This is a genomic window from Cryobacterium shii, from assembly GCF_004402595.1.
In the GTDB taxonomy this organism is placed as follows: Bacteria; Actinomycetota; Actinomycetes; order Actinomycetales; family Microbacteriaceae; genus Cryobacterium; species Cryobacterium shii.
Genome location: NZ_SOFY01000034.1, coordinates 20,501 through 37,282 on the forward strand (window position 1 = coordinate 20,501; position 16,782 = coordinate 37,282).

The window sequence follows — 16,782 nt, forward strand, 5'->3', positions numbered from 1 at the left end:
GACTCGGGTGTACAAGAGATGGAGCAGCATGAGCACCGAGACGCTTCCGAACGCCGCCGCAGCCGCGACCGCGGCTCATGCCGCGCTCGAATCAGCGCTCGACGCCGTGGCCGCGCTGCTGCGGGGCAAGCGCACCGCGGTGCTGACGGGCGCCGGGGTCAGCACCGATTCCGGTATTCCCGACTACCGAGGCAAGGGCGCCCCCGTGCGCACACCGATGAATTTCCAGACTTTCGTCGGCGACGAACGTGCCCGCAAACGCTACTGGGCCGGCAGCCACCTCGGCTGGCGCCGATTCCGGGAGGCGGAACCCAACCTGGGGCATCGGTCCCTCGCCCGGCTGGAGCAGAGCGGCGCGATCTCGGGGGTCATCACCCAGAACGTCGACGGCCTGCACACCAGGGCCGGGTCCCGGCACGTCGTGGACCTGCACGGCTCCATGGACCTCGTCGTCTGCCTGGACTGCGGTCAGGCGTTCGGCCGGGACAGCATCGCCGCCCGACTCGAGGCGTCCAATCCGGCCCTACTGGTGCCGGAATCGGTGCGATCGGCCCCGGACGGCGACGCGGAGGTCACCGACGTCGACGGTTTCACCGTGCCCGGCTGCACGGTCTGCGGCGGGATGCTCAAGCCCAACGTGGTCTTCTTCGGGGAACTCGTTCCGACCGTGAAATTCACCGAGGCCACCGCCCTGGTCTCCGGGGCCGAGGCGCTGGTCATCGCCGGCTCATCCCTGTTCGTCAACTCCGGCATCCGGCTCCTCGAGCAGGCCCGCCGGCGCAAGCTGCCCATCGTCGTGATCAACCGGGGCGAGACCAAGGGCGACGGGCGCGCCCTGATCAAGCTGGAGGCCGGCACGTCGGAGTCGCTGGCGGGGCTGGCAGTGCGGCTCGGATGACCAGGCTCTCGATCGTGCGCCACGGCCAGACCGAGTGGAACCTTCACACCCGGATCCAGGGCAGCACGGACATCCCGCTGAATTCGACCGGCCGCGCCCAGGCCGCCGAGGCCGGGTTGCGCCTGCGTGCCCACCACTGGGACAGGATTGTCACCAGTCCGCTGGACCGGGCGCATGAGACCGCCCGGATCATCGCCGGGGAGCTGGGACTGCCCGGGCCGGAGGTCATCCCGGCCCTCACCGAACGCCACCACGGCCAAATCGAAGGCCTGACCTTCGCCGAACGCCAGCGTCGCTTTCCCGACGGGGTCGCCGTCCCCGGCCTGGAGACGCGCCAGGCGGTGCTGGACCGGGTGTTGCCGGCTTTCGCTCTGGTGTCCGCCGAGCATCCGGGCGAGTCGGTGCTCGTCATCTGCCACGGCGGAGTGATCGGCACCCTGATCCGGAGCATGACGTCCGGCGAACGACCACGTCAGAACGAGCTCATCGCCAACGGCTCCGTGCACGACTTCGTCTGGCGGGATGGCCGGCTGCATCTCGAGCATTTCGACGCGACCCTGCGCACCGTCGCCGAGAACACGCACTACACGGGCTGAGCCGACTCGGTGCCCGCCTCGGTGCCGATACCGGGCCGAGTGTCGGTTCCGGCCCCGCGGCCGCCGTCGGACGCAAGCCCGGTGAGCAGCGCCAGAAGCTTCCGGGCGGAGTCGTGCCAGGTGAAGCGGGCGGCCTGGCCGAGGGATTTCCCGGAGCGGTCGGCCCACTCGCCCGGCTCGTCGAGCCGCCTCACCGCGGCCGCGAGGGCCTGCGCACTGGTGGGGTCGAAGTACAGCGCGGCGTCGCCGCCGATTTCCCGGAAGATGGGAATGTCGCTCACGACGACCGGGAGGCCGAGCCCCATCGCCTCGACCAGGGGGATGCCGAAGCCTTCGTCCAGGGAGGCGCTGACGAGGGCGGTCGCCGAACGCAGGACATCGACGTACTCCTCGTCGGTCACGCCGTCGTGGAAGACCAGCCGGGCCTTCGGGGCGAGCGCGATCAGGCGTTCCCGCTCCGGCGCCGGGACCCGGCTCATCAGGTGCAGCTCGTGCTCCGGCAGCTCCGCCGCGGCCCGGACGAGGGTGTCGACGTTCTTGTAGGGCATGAACGAGCCCATGTACACGAGCCGGCCGGTGGCCGGCGTGCGGCGGCGTTCCGGCGCGGCCGTGAGTGCGCCGGCGGCGTTGGGGATCACGGTGATCGGCCGACGGGTCAGGCGGTGTTCCAAGATCAGGTCGCGGGTGGTCGCGGAGACCGTCACGACCCCGTCTGCGCGGTTCAGGAGCATCCGTTGCGGCCACCAGGACAGGTGGTACAGGCGCCAGAGCACGCGCACGAAGGCCGGGAGGTCTCGCGGCGGGGTGGGATTGCGGTAGTAGATCAGGTCGTGCACGGTCAGGATCAGGTGGTATCGCCGCCCCCAGGACCCCATCGTTTGCATGGGGCTGAACACGACGCCCGGCTGGAGCCGGTTGAGCTGCCGGGCGAGGAACGGTTCACGGATGCTGGTGGGCGCGCTCACGAGCTGCCAGGGTAGGTCGGGCAGCAGGTCGAGTTGCCGGTGGTCGTTGATGAGCATTGTCACCGGGTGCAGTTTGCCCAGTTCGGTGACCAGGCCGGCCGTGTAGCGGCTGATGCCGTCGTGTCGGTCGAACCGGGTGTAGCGGCAGTCGAAGAGGATTCTCATGCCGGGTTCCGCTCGCTCAGGAACCCGCGCAGCGCGTCGGCCGCCTGGGCCGGCACCTCGTAGTGGATGAGGTGTCCCACCCCGGGGATCACGTGCAGGGTCGCATCCGGGAACAGTCTCTGCAGGCGGTGCTGGGCCGCGACCGGCGTGATGTCGTCCTTCTCCGCGGCGATGAGCAGGGTCGGCTGGCGGATCCGGGCGGCGAACTCGCTGACATCGGCGCCGACGGAGGCGGTGAACGCCTCCAGCACGACGCGCCGGTCCGCGAAGGCGGAGAAGTACCGGTCGTGCTGGTCGTGGATCCAGCGACGGAGCCCGCGGTCCCCGGTCTTCGCCATCGTCACGCTCATCACCCGGACGATCAGCCGGTTGCGCAGCAGGGCGAAGCCGAGCCGCTCCGGCAACCGTGCCCCCGCCCAGTAGTAGAACACGGCCAGTCGGGTGAGGATGCCCCGCGGTCCGGCCAGCGCCGGGGCGGCGATGGGATTGACCAGCACCACCTCGTCCGCAGGCAGTCCGCCGGCGACGGACGCGGCCACGACGATGGACCCGAAGGAGTGCCCGAGCACAACGACCCGCCCGGTCGGGGCAAGTCCCGTGACGAAGTCCGCGAGCCAGCGGCCGTAGCCGGCGATGTCGTGGCCGCCCTGCGGCAGCGCCTCCGACTCGCCGAAGCCCGGCAGGTCCGGTGAGATCATGCGGTAACCCGGCAGCTGCGCGACCACCGGTTCGAGCCCGTGGTGATCTCCCCGGAAGCCGTGCACCATCACGATCGTCGTCGCGCCGGCCGGGTCTCCGTATTCCCAGAACCGCGTACGGCTTCCGAGCACGGTCACGGTATGGGCATTCACGGGGATACGCGCGAGCATCGCGTCGTAGGGAGAGGGAACGTTCATCAGACCAAGTTTAGGGCGGCGGGTGTCACCCATTCGAACCTAAAACCGGCCGGTGATCCTAGAATCGGGGTGATCACTCTCGCTTTCAGTGCCCCGCGGACAGGAAGGAACAACGTGAGCTTCACCGCCCCATCCAGCTGCCCGGTCTCACCCTCGACCCGCGCTGGTACAAGCGCGCGGTGTTCTATGAGGTGATGGTGCGGTCCTTCGTCGACAGCAACGGGGACGGCGCCGGTGACATGGCCGGGCTGATCTCACGGCTCGACTACATGCAGTGGCTCGGCATCGATGCCCTCTGGATCCCGCCGTTTTTCTCCTCCCCGCTCAAGGATGGCGGTTACGACGTGTCCGATTACCGATCGATCCTGCACGATTTCGGCACCCTCGACGAGTTCAAGGAGCTCGTGACCAAGGCCCACGAACGCAATATGCGCATCGTCATTGACCTCCCGCTGAACCACACCTCTGACCAGCATGCCTGGTTTCAGGAGTCCAGGGAACACCCGGAGGGCCCCTACGGCGACTACTACGTGTGGAGCGACACCGATGAGAAGTATCCGGACATCCGCATCATCTTCACCGACACGGAGGAGTCGAACTGGGCTTTCGACGCCGTGCGGCGGCAGTTCTACTTCCACCGGTTCTTCTCGCACCAGCCCGACCTGAATTTCGAGAACCCCGCCGTGCACGAGTCCGTCTTCGAGGTCGTGCGGTTCTGGCTCGACCTGGGCGTGGACGGCTTCCGCCTCGACGCCATCCCCTATCTGTACGAATCGGATGAGGGGAACGGCGAGGGTGAGCCGCCCACCCACGAATTCATCCGGAAGCTGCGCAGGATGGTCGACCGGGACTAGCCGGGCCGGATCATGATCGCCGAGGCCAACCCGTGGCCTCGGGAGGTGGCCGCGTTCCAGGGTTCCGAAGCCGAGCCCAAATGTCACATGGCCTTCGATTTCCCGGTGATGCCCCGCATCTTCTACTCGCTCCGGTCGCAACGGGCCGACGAACTCGTCCGGGTCCTGTCCGAGACGACGGACATTCCTGAGGCCGCCGGCTGGGCCGTGTTCCTGCGCAACCACGACGAACTGACCCTGGAGATGGTGAGCGAGGAGTACCGGCAGGCGATGTACGGCTGGTACGCGTACGACCCACGGATGCGCGCGAACCTCGGTATCCGCCGCCGCCTCGCTCCCCTGCTGGACAATTCCCGGTCCGAGATGGAACTGGCCCACGCTCTCCTGTTCGCCCTGCCCGGCAGCCCGTTCCTGTATTACGGCGACGAAATCGGCATGGGTGACAATATCTGGCTCCCCGACCGGGACAGCTCGCGCACGCCGATGCAGTGGACCCCGGACCGGAACGCCGGCTTCTCGGACGCGAACCCCGGCAAGCTCTAGCTCCCGGTCGTCATGTCGCTCGTCTACCACTACACCCAGACCAACGTCGAGACGCACCTGGCCAAGTCGAGTTCGCTGCTGCACTGGGTGCGCAACGTCATCCATGTGCGCAAGAACCACCCGACCTTCGGTCTCGGATCGATCCGTGTCGTGCAAACGGACCACGAATCGGTGCTCGCCTTCACTCGCGAGTACGCCGGATCGGGGACGAGCTTCGGGGACCAGCCGGAAACGGTGCTGTGCGTGTTCAACTTTTCGCACAACCCCATCGCCGTCCGGATCCAGGATCCCCAGCTGGCCGGGAGCGGCCTCCGCGACGTCTTCGGCGGATCGGTCTTCCCCAGCTTCGACGACGAGGGATCGCTCACTCTCACCCTCGGGGCCCAGAGTTTCTTCTGGCTGCACTGCGGCTGAACGGCGGTCTCCACGGGGCGGCATCATCCGATGACGGCGGTCGGCCCTAGGCTTTCCCCATGAGCAACTGGAGTGATACCCTCGCCGTTTTCGACCTCGAGACGACCGGCATCGATGTGGAGACGTGCCGCATCGTGTCTGCCACCGTGGCCATCATCGATGCGACCGGGCAGGTGCTCGAGCGCGTCGACTGGCTCCTCAACCCCGGGATCGACATCCCGGTGCAGGCCACCAATGTGCACGGCATCACCACCAAGCACGCCGTGCTGAACGGGCGTGACGCTGCCGACGGCGTCGCCGAGATCGTGGCGACCATCCGGGAGCATCTGGCCCGCGGTCTCCCCCTGGTCGCTTACAACGCGCCGTACGACCTGACCCTGCTCAACCGCGAGTGCCTCCGCTATGGGGTGTCGCCGCTCGTCTCACCCTCTCCCGTCGTGGACCCGCTGGTCATCGACAAGGCCGTCGACCGGTACCGCAAGGGAAAGCGAACCCTCGAGGTCACGAGCGCGTTCTACGGGGTCTCCCTGGACGACGCGCATGACTCCGGGGCGGATGCGGTCGCCGCCGGCAGGGTGGCCCAGGCCATCGCCCGGGCGCACGTGAAGACGCTGCCGGTCGAGGTGGGCGACCTGCACCTGCTGCAGGCCCAGTGGTCCCTGCAGCAGGCCGAAAACTTCCAGGCCTACATGCGCCGTGAGCGTGACCCTGCGTTCGTCGCAGCCGGCGCCTGGCCCGAGCGCTAGAAACGACCGAGCGAATACACGCAAAAGGGCGGCCAGCCGAAGCTGGTCGCCCTTTTGCGTGTTACGCCGCGATGGGGTGGGTGTTACTTGCCGAAACCCTTGTACCGCGAGTTGAACTTCTCGACGCGTCCGGCCGAGTCCATGATGCGCTGCTTGCCGGTGTAGAAAGGGTGCGACTCCGACGAGATCTCAACGTCGATGACCGGGTAGGTGGTTCCATCAGTCCACTCGATGGTCTTGGAGCTGGAGACCGTCGAACGGGTAAGGAACGTCGCACCCGACGCCAGGTCGCGGAAAACCACGGGAGCGTACGTGGGGTGAATGTCAGACTTCATGAAGACTTCCTTATTGCTGTTCGATTGGTGAGTTGCGCTTCGATTAGCGAGTTCAGACTCGCCAGTTACGGCAGAAAAAATGTGCGGTCCGAGGACCGACTGTCAAGTTTAGCAGAATCCTGCCGCAGTGAGGGCCATCCGTGGCGGTCAGGCCGCTCGGGCGCCGAAACGCCCGTCGGTCTCGCGCAGCTCGATCGGCAGCCCGAATGATTCGGTGAGGGATTCCGCGGTCAGGGCCTCCGCCAGCGGACCGGCACTGACGACACGGCCCCCGTTGAGCAGCAGCGCATGCGTGAAACCGAGGGGGATCTCCTCGACGTGGTGGGTGACCATGATGATGGCCGGGGACTGCGGCTCGCTCGCATACCCGCCGAGCAGTTGGAGAAGTTCCTCGCGCGCGCCCAGGTCCAGGCTGGCCGCCGGCTCGTCCAGGAGCAGAACCTCAGGGTCGGTCATGACGGACCGGGCGATCTGCACGCGCTTCTGCTCGCCGTCGCTGAGGGTGCCGAACTTGCGGTCGGCCAGCGTGTCGAGCTTCCACTCGCTGAGAACGCGCTGGGCCCGTCGTTCGTCGATCGCCTCGTATTCCTCGGTCCAGCGACCCGTGACCGAGTAGGCGGCCGTCATGACGACGTCGAGGACCTTTTCGTTCGCGGGTACCTTACGGGCCATGGCAGTGGAGGCGAATCCGATCCGCGGGCGGAGCTCGAACAGGTCGGTGCGACCGATCGGCTCTTCGAGCACTTCCGCGCTTCCGCTGGAGGGGTGCACGAGTGCGGCCGCGATCTGCAGGAGGGTCGTTTTCCCGGCGCCGTTCGGGCCGAGAATCACCCAGCGCTGGTCGTCATCAACACTCCAATTCACTGAGTCGAGGATGGTTGTGCCATCCCGGACGACGGAGACGTCGGTGAAGTGAAGAACGTTGACCATAGAGCCATGCTATCTGCCGTGGTGCGGCGCGGGGCACGCAGGCCCGGCGCCGCACCACGCGGATAGCCGTTCTGGGCTCAGTACTTCTGGGCTCAGTACTTCACTTCCAGGCTCAGAGCAGTGACGCGTAGATCTCCCGGGTGCGGGTGGCGATCTGGCTCCAGCTGAACTTCTGTTCCGCACGGACGCGCCCGGCCCGGCCCATTTCGGCGGCCAGCGCCGGGTCGGAGAGCACCTCGATCAGCGTGCGGGACAGGTCGGCCACGAAGAGATCCGGGTCGATGGGCGTCCCGGTTCCGTCGGTGGCCTGGTCGATCGGCACCAGCCGGCCGGTGACACCGTCGGCAACGACCTCGGGGATGCCGCCGGTCGCCGTTCCCACTACCGGCAGCCCGCAGGCCATGGCCTCCAGGTTGACGATGCCGAGCGGTTCGTAGACCGACGGGCAGACGAAGACGGTGCCGGCGGTGAGCACGGCCGCGAGCTCGTGCTGCGGCAGGAGACGGTCGATCCAGACCACGCCGGAACGTTCCCGCTGCAACGCTTCGACGCCCGCGGTGACCTCGGCCATGATGCCCGGGGTGTCCGGCGCACCGGCGCAGAGCACGAGCTGAACGTCCGGCGGGAGGGTCGCAGCGGCGCGGAGCAGGTAGGGCAGGCCTTTCTGCCTCGTGATGCGGCCCACGAAGACCACGGCGGGACGGTCCGGGTCGATGCCCAGCCCCCGCACGACGTCCTCGTCTTCGGTCGGCTTCCACCGTTCGAGGTCGATGCCGTTGTAAACGACCTGCACGCGGGACTCGTCCAGCGCCGGGTAACTGCGGAGGATGTCGCGGCGCATGCCCCCGCTCACGGCGATGACGGCATCCGCGGCCTCGAAGGCCGTGCGCTCGATCCAGCTGGAGACCCGGTAGCCGCCGCCGAGCTGCTCGGCCTTCCACGGCCGGAGGGGCTCGAGGCTGTGCGCCGTCACCACGTGCGGGACTCCGTGCAGCAGCTTGGCGAGGTGGCCGGCGCCGTTGGCGTACCAGGTGTGCGAGTGCACGATGTCGGCACCCTGCACGTCCTGGGCCATCTGGAGGTCCACGCCGAGCGTGGCCAGGGTCGCGTTCGCATCCGCGAGCTCGGTCGGCACATCGTAAGCGAACGTATCGGGGGCGTCCCGCGCTGCGCCGAAGCACCGCACCACCACATCGATGTCGGTGCGGAGGGCTCGAACAAGCTCCGCGACGTGCACGCCAGCCCCGCCGTAAATCTCCGGGGGGTATTCCTTCGTAAGTAGATCGACTCGCATGAGGCAAAGCTAGCGCAGGCTGGCCCGTGACACACCGACACGTGCTGGATCGAGGCATGGAATGGCCCTACTCTGAAGTCATGCAGTCAAAGAAGATCTTCGGAATCGTGCTCGCCGGCGGAGAAGGTAAGCGGCTTATGCCGTTGACCGAGGACCGTGCGAAACCGGCGGTGCCCTTCGGGGGTCATTACCGGCTGATTGACTTCGCCTTGTCAAATCTGATCAACTCCGGGCTCACGCAACTCGTCGTGCTCACCCAGTACAAGTCACACAGCCTCGACCGGCATGTGTCCCAGACCTGGCACGTCTCCGGCGGCCTGTTCAACTCTTATATCGCCTCCGTGCCCGCGCAGCAGCGCCTCGGCAAACGCTGGTTCAGCGGTTCGGCCGACGCGATCCTGCAGAGCCTCAACCTGATCCACGACGAGAAGCCCGACATCGTCGTCGTCGTCGGCGCCGACCACGTCTACCGCATGGACTTCAGCCAGATGATCCAGGCGCACATCGCCTCGGGAGCGGCGGCGACCGTCGCGGCCATCCGTCAGCCGATCGCCCTCGCCGACCAGTTCGGCGTGATCGAGGTCGACGCGGCCACCCCGGATCGCATCCGCGACTTCCGGGAGAAGCCGAAGGACGCCATCGGCCTCGCCGATGCGCCGCATGAGGTCTTCGCGTCCATGGGCAACTACGTTTTCAACACGGATGCCCTGATCGAGGCCGTTCTCCGCGACGGGGAACGTACCGACTCGAGCCACGACATGGGCGGCGACATCATCCCTGACTTCGTGTCCCGCGGCGAGGCGGGGGTCTATGACCTCAAGCTCAACGACGTGCCCGGGTCCACCGACCGCGACCGCGACTACTGGCGCGATGTGGGTACCATCGACTCGTTCTTCGAGGCGCACCAGGACCTGATCAGCGCCCTGCCCGTGTTCAACCTCTACAACCAGAAGTGGCCGATCTTCAGCCAGCAGCTGAACTCGCCGCCGGCGAAGTTCGTGCGCGACGGGCGGGGCTTCCTCGGCACCATGATCGACTCGATCGTGTCCCTGGGCTGTGTCATCTCGGGTGCGCACATCGAACGCAGCGTCCTCGGCCCGTGGGCCGCAATCGATTCCGGTGCCCAGGTCGTCGACTCGATTGTCTTCGACCGGGTGCAGATCAAGGCGGGCGCGACCGTGCGCCGGGCCATCCTGGACAAGAACGTGGTCGTCGCCGCCGGCGCCGAGGTCGGGGTCGACCATGACCGTGACCGGGCCCGCGGGTTCAGCGTCACCGATTCCGGCATCACCGTGGTGGGCAAGGGAGTGCACGTCAACCCGTGACCGGTCCCGCGCGTTTCCTCGTGGTCCTGGACGCCGACTCCACGCTGATCGAGAACGAGGTGATCGAGCTGCTCGCGGACGCGGCGGGCTCGCTGGCCCTGGTCGCCGAGGTGACCGAACGGGCGATGCTCGGCGAGATCGATTTCGCCGAGAGCCTGCGGGAGCGGGTGCGGACCCTCGCGGGTCTTCCCACCGGCGTGTTCGAGGAGGTGGGGCGGTTGGTCCGCCCCACCCTCGGGGTGCCCAATCTGATCGCCGGCCTGCATTCGAACGGGAGTCTGATCGGAGTCGTCTCGGGCGGGTTCCATGAGATCCTCGACCCCCTCGCCGAGACTCTCGGACTGGACCACTGGCGAGCCAACCGTCTCGAGGTGGCCGACGGGCGCCTGACCGGCGGCCTGCTCGGCCCGATCATCGACGCGGCGGCCAAAGCGGCCACATTGCGCGAGTGGGCCGCACTGGAGTGCGTCGCGCTCCCCCAGACCGTCGCCGTCGGGGACGGGGCCAACGACCTGCAGATGCTGCACGCCGCCGGGCTCGGGATCGCATTCAACGCGAAGCCGGTGGTCAGGGAACAGGCCGACCTGGCCATCGACATCCGGGACCTCAGCCAGGTGCTCCCGATGCTGGGGCTGCGCGGTTAGTGCCCCATGCCCAGGCCGCCGTCGACGGGGATGACCGCGCCGGAGATATAGGCGGCATCGTCGCCGGCGAGCCAGGTGACGACACGCGCGACCTCACCCGGTGTGGCGAAACGGCCGGCCGGGATGCTTCGCTTGTAATCGGCCTGCTGTGACTCGGACAGCTGGGCCGTCATGTCGGTCTCGATGAAGCCGGGGGCCACGACGTTGGCCGTGATCCCTCGGGCACCGAGTTCCCGGGTGACCGAGCGGGCCAGACCGATCAGGCCGCTCTTGGACGCGGAGTAGTTGACCTGTCCGGCCGACCCGTGCAGGCCGACCACGCTGGAGATCAGCACGATGCGGCCGAATCGGGCCTTGAGCATGCCCTTCGACGCCCGCTTGACCACGCGGAACGCCCCGCTGAGGTTGGTGTCGATGACCGACGTGAAATCCTCCTCCGTCATGCGCATCAGCAGGGTGTCGCGGGTGATGCCGGCGTTGGCGACGACAACTTCCACCGGGCCCAGGGCGGCTTCGATCTCGGTGAAGGCGGCGTCGATCGAGGCGGCATTGGTCACGTCGGCGCGCACGGTCAGGCTGCCGGCGGGGCCCTCGCCGCTTCTCGCCGTCACGGCCACCCGGTGGCCCTGGCGGACGAACTCCTCGGCGATGGAGAAACCGATTCCGCGGTTTCCGCCGGTGACAAGAACGGTGCGGCCAGTCGTCATTTGCGGGTCCTATCTCTTCCCAGCGAACGAACACCGTGCGCACGTATATTCCAGTTTAGGCGGTGCAGGTCATCGTTCGACGAGACGTAGGCTTAACACGGAAAACTTCACCGACTGACCGAATCGATGGCACTCATGAAACAGCAGTCGATCACCACTCTCCCGCCTTCACCCGATGAGGAGCGGCGATCCCGGATGATCAAGTATTCGATCGCCATGGGCATCCGCATGGTCTGCATCGTGCTGATGCTCTTCGTGCAGGGCTGGTGGCTGCTCCTGTGCGCCATCGGTGCGATCGCACTGCCCTACTTCGCCGTCGTCGTGGCGAACGTGCAGGGCGGGGGCGCCCGTGCCACCGTGGTAAGGCCGGGCGCGATCCAGGTACACCGGCTGCCGGACAAGGATGAGAGCGGAACGTGATCGGGCTCGGAACTGAGCCAGAGAAGACGACGTGCTCCCGGGCTGGATGCCGCGAGGCTGCGGGCTGGCGGGTGGACTGGCGCAATCCCCGCATCCACTCCGCCGACCGGGTCAAGACCTGGCTCGCCTGTGACGAGCACGTCGACTATCTCCGGGATTTCCTGGCCAGCCGGGACTTCCCGGTATCCGTGGTCCCGCTCGCCCCCTCGCCGGAAGCGGAACCGGCGTGACCGGTTGGAGGTTCGCGTTCACCCGGCGCTGGGCCGGCTACATCGCGGTGACCATCCTCTTTGCCGCGGTGTGCGCCGGGCTCGGGCTGTGGCAGATTGCCCGCCGGGATCAGGCCCTCGCGGAAATCAGAAGGGTGGAGGCCAACTACGGTGCGACACCCGTGCCGCTCAAGGAGGCTCTGCCAACGCGCGGGTCCTTCTCCGAGTCGCAGAAGTGGCTGCCGGTGGAGATGACCGGCACCTACCTGAGCGAGGATGAGCTGATCGTGCGCAACCGCCCGCTCAACATCAACCCCGGTTTCGAGGTACTCACTCCCCTGCTCCTCGCCGACGGCTCCGTCTTCATCGTCGACCGAGGCTGGCTGCCGACCGGGGAAACCTCGGAGGCCCCCGCTTCGGTGCCCAACGCCCCGGCCGGCCAGGTCACCGTCGTCGCGCGCCTGAAGGCCGGGGAACCGTCCCTGGCCGGTCGTTCGGCCCGGGGAAACCAGATCGCCACGATCAACCTGACCGAGGTGGCCGCGCGACTGGACGCCCCGACCTACACCGGGGCCTACGGGCTGATGGCGTCGGAGGATCCGGCCCCGGCGGACCGGCCGGTCGCCGTCACCCGCCCGGTGAAGGACGAGGGGCCGCACCTGTCCTATGCGTTCCAGTGGTTCGTCTTCGCCCTGATGGGCTTCGTGGGGCTGGGCTGGGCCATCCGTCAGGAGTTCCGCAGCGTGAACATCGACGACCCGACCGAGCGAGTGCGGGCTGCAGCTCGGGCGCGCCGCGCGGCTGCTCGTCCGCGCAGCGATTCGGAGATCGAGGACGACCTCATCGACAGCCCGCGTTAAGCGGGTTCACCGCGGTGATCAGGCCAGCGTGAACCGGCCAGGCCGGCGTGAACTGATCAGGCCAGCGTGATGAGGTCGAGGTAGTCCTTGTTCCAGTGGTCCTCGGTGCCGTCCGGCATGATCAGGACCCGTTCGGGGTTGAGCGCTTCGACCGCACCCTCATCGTGGCTGACCAGGACGACAGCGCCGGCATAGTGCGCCAGGGCGTCGAGGATCTCCTCACGGCTGGCCGGGTCGAGGTTGTTGGTCGGTTCGTCAAGCAGCAGAACGTTCGCTCCCGACACCACGATCATCGCCAGGGCCAGTCGAGTCTTCTCGCCGCCGGACAGGACGCCGGCCGGTTTGTGCGAGTCGTCCCCGGTGAAGAGGAACGAGCCCAGGACACGGCGTGCTTCCATCTCGGTGATGTTCGGCGACGAGGACACCATGTTCTCCAGCACGCTGCGCTTGACGTCGATCGTCTCGTGCTCCTGGGCGTAGTAGCCGATCCGTAATCCGTGCCCGGGTACGATCTCGCCGGTGTCTGGCTGGTCCACCCCGGCGAGCATGCGCAGAAGGGTCGTCTTGCCTGCACCGTTGAGACCGAGGATGACGACCTTCGAGCCGCGGTCGACGGCGAGGTCGACGGCGGCGAAGATTTCGAGGGAACCGTAGCTCTTCGAGAGATCGGTGGCCATCAGCGGGGTGCGCCCGCAGGGAGACGGCTCGGGGAAACGCAGCTTGGCCACCCGATCGACGGTTCGCACGGCATCCAGCCCGGAGAGGAGTTTCTCGGCCCGCGCGACCATCTGGTGGGCCGCCGCGGCCTTGCTCGCCTTGGCGCCGAACTTCGCGGCCTGCAGCTGCAGGGTCGAGGCCTTCTTCTCCGCGTTGGCTCGCTCCTTTTTACGCCGGTCCGCGTCGGCAACACGCTGGCGCTGGTAGTTCTTCCAGTTCATGTTGTAGATGTCGATGACCATGCGGTTGGCATCGAGGTAGAAGACCCGGTTCACGGTGTCGCCGACGAGCTCGATGTCGTGACTGATGATGATGCAGCCGCCGCGGTAGTTCTTCACGAATTCCCTCAGCCAGACGACGGAATCGGCGTCGAGGTGGTTGGTGGGCTCGTCGAGGATCATCGTCTCTGCGGCCGAGAACAGGATGCGGGCGAGTTCGATGCGGCGGCGCTGGCCACCGGACAGGGTTCGGAGCTGCTGGTCGAGGATGCGGTCCGGCAGGTTGAGATTGCTGGCGATCGATGCCGCCTCGGCCTCGGCCGCATAGCCGCCGAGGGCGTTGAACTCGTCGGTGAGGTTGCCGTACGTGCGCATCGCCTTGGCGCTGACCTTGGGGTCGTCGCTGCCCATGTCGATCCCGGCCTGGGCGAGCCCGAGCGAAATCGTGCCGAGGCCGCGGGCGTCGAGGATGCGCGTGCGCGCCAGCATGTCCGGGTCACCCGAGCGCGGGTCCTGGGGCAGGTAACCGATCTCGCCGGTGCGGTCGATGGAGCCGTTGGTCGGCACCGTCTCACCGGCCAGCGTCTTGGTCAGCGTCGTCTTGCCGGCACCGTTACGGCCGACCAGGCCGATCTTGTCACCGGCCGAGACCCGGAAACTGACGTCTTCCATGAGCACGCGCGCCCCAACTCGGATTTCGAGATTTTGCACACTGAGCACAGCAATAGTCCGTTCGGGGAGGTCGTGGAATGAGGAGGCCCAGACGGGCCAGCTTTCAAGTATATTTGTTCGTTTGCCCTCCGGAGTCCGCCGAGCTACGAAAGCGCCCCTTGAAGTGACTTGACGAGCCAGTCACGGTACGCCGGTCCGGACCAGCCGAGGTCGGTGACCAGCGACCGGAATGCCTGCGGGTGGCCGAGCGCCCAGATGGCTGCCGCCGCCTCGTGATCGCTCAGCCCGCTGCGCAGACCCCGCCGAGCTCGTAGCGCGGATGCCGCCGACCCGTAGGCGTGGAGCCGCTGGGTGGAACGCCGGATCTCCAGCTTCTCAAGGTCCGCATCGACACCGGCCGCTTGAATGATCACCCGGTGCACCGCGGCGGAGCGTTCGTTCGCCGTGACGATGCCGTCGACGAGGGTCCGGATGACGTCCCCTGCGGTGCGCGCCTCCGCGTAGCGCCTCGCGACGGACTCGGGAGCCGGACCCGGGGCGTCAGGACCCGCTGCCGAGAGGTCGAGCACGGCGGAAAGCAGTTCGGCCTTGCCGCCCACGCTGTTGTAGATGGTCTGCACCGCCACGCCGGCCTCCGCCGCGATCGCCGCGATGGAGGTGGGGATATAGCCGCGTTCCAGCATCAGGCGCTGGGCGGCCGCCAGGATCACCGTTCGGGTCGCCACTGATTGAGCCGATCGGCGTGATTCTGCGGGTCTCGGGGCCTCAGACATGTACTTAGATTACCATTCCAATCACTGTAATAGCGTTCCATGTCTGCGATCGGAGCCGTTGATGACGCAGTGTGACCGGTCGGAGGACGCGGACGCGCACCGGCTTCTAGGGTTGCGTCATGACAATTCTGGATACCACTCTTGCCCCGTCCGACCTCCCCGCGGAGCGGGCCGAGCGACTCAGCATCGCCGGCTCCACGTGGCACGACCGCATTGCCGCGGACGCCTCGAATGCCCAGCTGACCTATCGCGTGCGGGGAACCGCCGAGGGTTCGGTCGCCAGCCGGATCACGGCCGGCAAGCATGTTTTCGTGGTCGACGAGCCGGGCGCCCTCGCCGGAGACGACGTCGCGGCGAGCCCGGTCGAGGTGGCGCTCGGAGCGCTCATCTCCTGCCAGGTCGTCGTCTACCGCCTCTACGCCCAGGCCCTGGGTATCCAGGTGGACGAGATCGATGTCATCGCGGACGCGGACCTCGACGTGCGCAATCTCTTCGGCATCGATCAGAGCGTCCGCGCCGGGTTCACCGATGTGCGCCTGACGATCAGCATCACCGGACCGGAATCAGACGAGCGCTACCAGGAACTCCGCTCCACCGTCGATGAGCACTGCCCCGTGCTCGACCTCTTCTCGAACGCCACTCCGGTGTCGGTCACGGTCACCAAGGCTTGACAGCTCGGACTGCGCCAGCGGTGGGCCTGGATTATGATGGCACGGTGAATGAGTCCCTGCCTCCGTGCCCTGAATGCTCCAGCGACCTGACCTACGAGATGGGCGCGCTCCTGGTCTGCCCGCTCTGCGGGCACGAGTGGGCCGCCGAAGCGGCCCCGGAGGCGGAGGCCGCCCCGGACACCACCATCAAGGATGCCTTCGGCTCGGTGCTCGCCGACGGCGACAACGTGACCGTCGTGAAGGACCTGAAGATCAAGGGCAGTTCCACGGTGATCAAGGTGGGCACGAAGGTTCGCGACATCCGCCTGGTGGACGGCGTGGGCGACCACGACATTTCCTGCCGGATCGAGGGTGTCTCCATGCAGCTGAAGTCCAGTGTGGTGAAAAGGGCCTGAGAGCGTGACGCACAACGAATAAGGGGCACCCGCCGAATGGCGGGTGCCCCTTATTCGTGATCAGGTCGTCAGATGGAGAAGCCCAGGGCGCGCATCATGTCTCGTCCGTCATCGGTGATCTTCTCCGGTCCCCACGGCGGCATCCAGACCCAGTTGATGCGGAACTGGTCGACGACCCCGTCCAGGGCCTCGGCGGTCTGTTCTTCGAGCACGTCCGTGAGCGGGCAGCCCGCCGACGTCAGCGTCATGTGGATGATCAGGGCGTCGTTCTCGTCATCCCAGCCCAGGTCGTAGATGAGGCCCAGGTCCACGACGTTGATGCCGAGTTCCGGGTCCATCACGTCTTTGAGCGCCTCTTCGATTTCATCGAATCGCGCCGGAGTCAGCGTTGAGACCATGCGACTAGCCTACGTTTGCTTCGGTCAAAAAGCGATCGTAGCCTTCGTCTTCGAGGCGGTCGGCGAGTTCGGGGCCGCCCTGCTCGGCGATCCGGCCGTCGACGAACACGTGCACGAAGTCCGGCTTGATGTAGCGC

General features: G+C 67.1%; 19 protein-coding genes and 2 pseudogenes. 11 read left to right on the forward strand and 10 right to left on the reverse strand.

Annotation, left to right across the window (positions count from 1 at the left end):
- Positions 1-28: 28 nt before the first annotated feature.
- Together E3O49_RS07320 and E3O49_RS07325 are read left to right on the forward strand one after the other, a co-directional pair.
- On the forward strand, positions 29-898 hold the full coding sequence (locus E3O49_RS07320) for a Sir2 family NAD-dependent protein deacetylase (protein ID WP_134366435.1): 870 nt from the start codon (positions 29-31) through the stop codon (positions 896-898).
- Positions 895-1,494, forward strand: coding sequence for a histidine phosphatase family protein (locus E3O49_RS07325; RefSeq protein ID WP_134366436.1), 600 nt, complete (start codon positions 895-897; stop codon positions 1,492-1,494). Before E3O49_RS07320 ends, E3O49_RS07325 begins: the two co-directional genes overlap by 4 nt.
- On the opposite strand, the gene E3O49_RS07330 is transcribed toward E3O49_RS07325, so the two are convergent.
- Together E3O49_RS07330 and E3O49_RS07335 are read right to left on the reverse strand one after the other, a co-directional pair.
- The gene (locus E3O49_RS07330; protein WP_134366437.1) at positions 1,482-2,624 is read right to left on the reverse strand and encodes a glycosyltransferase family 4 protein; all 1,143 of its coding nucleotides are present in this window, start codon (positions 2,622-2,624) and stop codon (positions 1,482-1,484) included. The genes E3O49_RS07325 and E3O49_RS07330 overlap by 13 nt on opposite strands.
- Complete coding sequence (locus tag E3O49_RS07335) at positions 2,621-3,520, reverse strand: alpha/beta fold hydrolase (RefSeq protein WP_134402364.1); 900 nt, start codon at positions 3,518-3,520, stop codon at positions 2,621-2,623. Before E3O49_RS07335 ends, E3O49_RS07330 begins: the two co-directional genes overlap by 4 nt.
- 131 nt (positions 3,521-3,651) lie before the next feature.
- On the opposite strand from E3O49_RS07335, the pseudogene treS reads away from it, so the two are divergent.
- Both treS and E3O49_RS07345 read left to right on the forward strand, forming a co-directional pair.
- Positions 3,652-5,331, forward strand: a pseudogene (gene treS, locus E3O49_RS07340) (maltose alpha-D-glucosyltransferase).
- Between the two features lie 59 nt (positions 5,332-5,390).
- Positions 5,391-6,077 carry a 3'-5' exonuclease gene (locus tag E3O49_RS07345; protein WP_134366439.1) on the forward strand — a complete coding sequence of 229 codons (687 nt, stop codon included), beginning with the start codon at positions 5,391-5,393 and terminating at the stop codon, positions 6,075-6,077.
- Positions 6,078-6,160: 83 nt separating this feature from the next.
- On the opposite strand, the gene E3O49_RS07350 is transcribed toward E3O49_RS07345, so the two are convergent.
- The 3 genes from E3O49_RS07350 to glgA form a co-directional block, all read right to left on the reverse strand.
- Positions 6,161-6,412 carry a type B 50S ribosomal protein L31 gene (locus E3O49_RS07350; protein WP_104102169.1) on the reverse strand — a complete coding sequence of 84 codons (252 nt, stop codon included), beginning with the start codon at positions 6,410-6,412 and terminating at the stop codon, positions 6,161-6,163.
- Positions 6,413-6,559: 147 nt separating this feature from the next.
- Positions 6,560-7,342, reverse strand: coding sequence for an ABC transporter ATP-binding protein (locus tag E3O49_RS07355; protein ID WP_134366440.1), 783 nt, complete (start codon positions 7,340-7,342; stop codon positions 6,560-6,562).
- 112 nt (positions 7,343-7,454) lie between these two features.
- Positions 7,455-8,636, reverse strand: a complete 1,182-nt coding sequence (gene glgA, locus E3O49_RS07360) for a glycogen synthase (protein WP_134402363.1) — start codon at positions 8,634-8,636, stop codon at positions 7,455-7,457.
- Between the two features lie 80 nt (positions 8,637-8,716).
- Here glgA and glgC point away from each other — a divergent pair, with 80 nt between their 5' ends.
- Positions 8,717-9,961, forward strand: a complete 1,245-nt coding sequence (gene glgC / locus E3O49_RS07365) for a glucose-1-phosphate adenylyltransferase (RefSeq protein ID WP_134366442.1) — start codon at positions 8,717-8,719, stop codon at positions 9,959-9,961.
- Complete coding sequence (serB, locus tag E3O49_RS07370) at positions 9,958-10,605, forward strand: phosphoserine phosphatase SerB (RefSeq protein WP_134366443.1); 648 nt, start codon at positions 9,958-9,960, stop codon at positions 10,603-10,605. Before glgC ends, serB begins: the two co-directional genes overlap by 4 nt.
- On the opposite strand, the gene fabG is transcribed toward serB, so the two are convergent.
- Complete coding sequence (gene fabG / locus E3O49_RS07375) at positions 10,602-11,312, reverse strand: 3-oxoacyl-ACP reductase FabG (RefSeq protein WP_134366444.1); 711 nt, start codon at positions 11,310-11,312, stop codon at positions 10,602-10,604. The genes serB and fabG overlap by 4 nt on opposite strands.
- A gap of 135 nt (positions 11,313-11,447) precedes the next feature.
- On the opposite strand from fabG, the gene E3O49_RS07380 reads away from it, so the two are divergent.
- Genes E3O49_RS07380 through E3O49_RS07390 form a run of 3 tightly spaced genes read left to right on the forward strand, consistent with a single transcriptional unit; the run spans position 11,448 to position 12,801 of the window.
- Positions 11,448-11,732: a DUF3099 domain-containing protein gene (locus tag E3O49_RS07380; protein WP_255572790.1), complete on the forward strand. Its 285-nt coding sequence runs from the start codon at positions 11,448-11,450 to the stop codon at positions 11,730-11,732.
- Positions 11,729-11,962, forward strand: a complete 234-nt coding sequence (locus E3O49_RS07385; RefSeq protein ID WP_134366446.1) for a hypothetical protein — start codon at positions 11,729-11,731, stop codon at positions 11,960-11,962. The genes E3O49_RS07380 and E3O49_RS07385 overlap by 4 nt, the downstream gene beginning before the upstream one ends.
- On the forward strand, positions 11,959-12,801 hold the full coding sequence (locus tag E3O49_RS07390; RefSeq protein ID WP_134451278.1) for an SURF1 family cytochrome oxidase biogenesis protein: 843 nt from the start codon (positions 11,959-11,961) through the stop codon (positions 12,799-12,801). The genes E3O49_RS07385 and E3O49_RS07390 overlap by 4 nt, the downstream gene beginning before the upstream one ends.
- Positions 12,802-12,857: 56 nt before the next feature.
- Here E3O49_RS07390 and E3O49_RS07395 read toward each other — a convergent pair whose 3' ends face one another.
- Entirely contained in the window at positions 12,858-14,456 is a 1,599-nt protein-coding gene (locus E3O49_RS07395) for an ABC-F family ATP-binding cassette domain-containing protein (RefSeq protein ID WP_134451280.1), read from the reverse strand.
- A 95-nt stretch (positions 14,457-14,551) separates the two neighbouring features.
- Positions 14,552-15,133 (reverse strand): TetR/AcrR family transcriptional regulator, encoded by a 582-nt coding sequence (locus tag E3O49_RS07400; RefSeq protein ID WP_241985532.1) that lies wholly within the window; start codon positions 15,131-15,133, stop codon positions 14,552-14,554.
- Positions 15,134-15,300: 167 nt separating this feature from the next.
- Between E3O49_RS07400 and E3O49_RS07405 the strand changes: the two genes are divergently transcribed.
- Both E3O49_RS07405 and E3O49_RS07410 read left to right on the forward strand, forming a co-directional pair.
- Positions 15,301-15,852 carry an OsmC family protein gene (locus E3O49_RS07405; protein ID WP_134451282.1) on the forward strand — a complete coding sequence of 184 codons (552 nt, stop codon included), beginning with the start codon at positions 15,301-15,303 and terminating at the stop codon, positions 15,850-15,852.
- A gap of 44 nt (positions 15,853-15,896) precedes the next feature.
- Complete coding sequence (locus tag E3O49_RS07410; protein ID WP_134366451.1) at positions 15,897-16,247, forward strand: zinc ribbon domain-containing protein YjdM; 351 nt, start codon at positions 15,897-15,899, stop codon at positions 16,245-16,247.
- Positions 16,248-16,315: 68 nt separating this feature from the next.
- Here E3O49_RS07410 and E3O49_RS07415 read toward each other — a convergent pair whose 3' ends face one another.
- Positions 16,316-16,645 (reverse strand): metal-sulfur cluster assembly factor, encoded by a 330-nt coding sequence (locus E3O49_RS07415; RefSeq protein ID WP_134366452.1) that lies wholly within the window; start codon positions 16,643-16,645, stop codon positions 16,316-16,318.
- Positions 16,646-16,649: 4 nt separating this feature from the next.
- Positions 16,650-16,782, reverse strand: a pseudogene (gene sufC, locus E3O49_RS17060) (Fe-S cluster assembly ATPase SufC); the annotation flags it as partial.

Excerpts from the sequence above, each read along its gene's own strand:
- E3O49_RS07320 (WP_134366435.1), top strand. The coding sequence starts at position 29 with ATGAGCACCGAGACGCTTCCGAACGCCGCCGCAGCCGCGACCGCGGCT.
- E3O49_RS07325 (WP_134366436.1), top strand. The coding sequence starts at position 895 with ATGACCAGGCTCTCGATCGTGCGCCACGGCCAGACCGAGTGGAACCTT.
- E3O49_RS07330 (WP_134366437.1), bottom strand. The coding sequence starts at position 2,624 with ATGAGAATCCTCTTCGACTGCCGCTACACCCGGTTCGACCGACACGAC.
- E3O49_RS07335 (WP_134402364.1), bottom strand. The coding sequence starts at position 3,520 with ATGAACGTTCCCTCTCCCTACGACGCGATGCTCGCGCGTATCCCCGTG.
- E3O49_RS07345 (WP_134366439.1), top strand. The coding sequence starts at position 5,391 with ATGAGCAACTGGAGTGATACCCTCGCCGTTTTCGACCTCGAGACGACC.
- E3O49_RS07350 (WP_104102169.1), bottom strand. The coding sequence starts at position 6,412 with ATGAAGTCTGACATTCACCCCACGTACGCTCCCGTGGTTTTCCGCGAC.
- E3O49_RS07355 (WP_134366440.1), bottom strand. The coding sequence starts at position 7,342 with ATGGTCAACGTTCTTCACTTCACCGACGTCTCCGTCGTCCGGGATGGC.
- glgA (WP_134402363.1), bottom strand. The coding sequence starts at position 8,636 with ATGCGAGTCGATCTACTTACGAAGGAATACCCCCCGGAGATTTACGGC.
- glgC (WP_134366442.1), top strand. The coding sequence starts at position 8,717 with ATGCAGTCAAAGAAGATCTTCGGAATCGTGCTCGCCGGCGGAGAAGGT.
- fabG (WP_134366444.1), bottom strand. The coding sequence starts at position 11,312 with ATGACGACTGGCCGCACCGTTCTTGTCACCGGCGGAAACCGCGGAATC.
- E3O49_RS07380 (WP_255572790.1), top strand. The coding sequence starts at position 11,448 with ATGAAACAGCAGTCGATCACCACTCTCCCGCCTTCACCCGATGAGGAG.
- E3O49_RS07405 (WP_134451282.1), top strand. The coding sequence starts at position 15,301 with ATGACAATTCTGGATACCACTCTTGCCCCGTCCGACCTCCCCGCGGAG.
- E3O49_RS07415 (WP_134366452.1), bottom strand. The coding sequence starts at position 16,645 with ATGGTCTCAACGCTGACTCCGGCGCGATTCGATGAAATCGAAGAGGCG.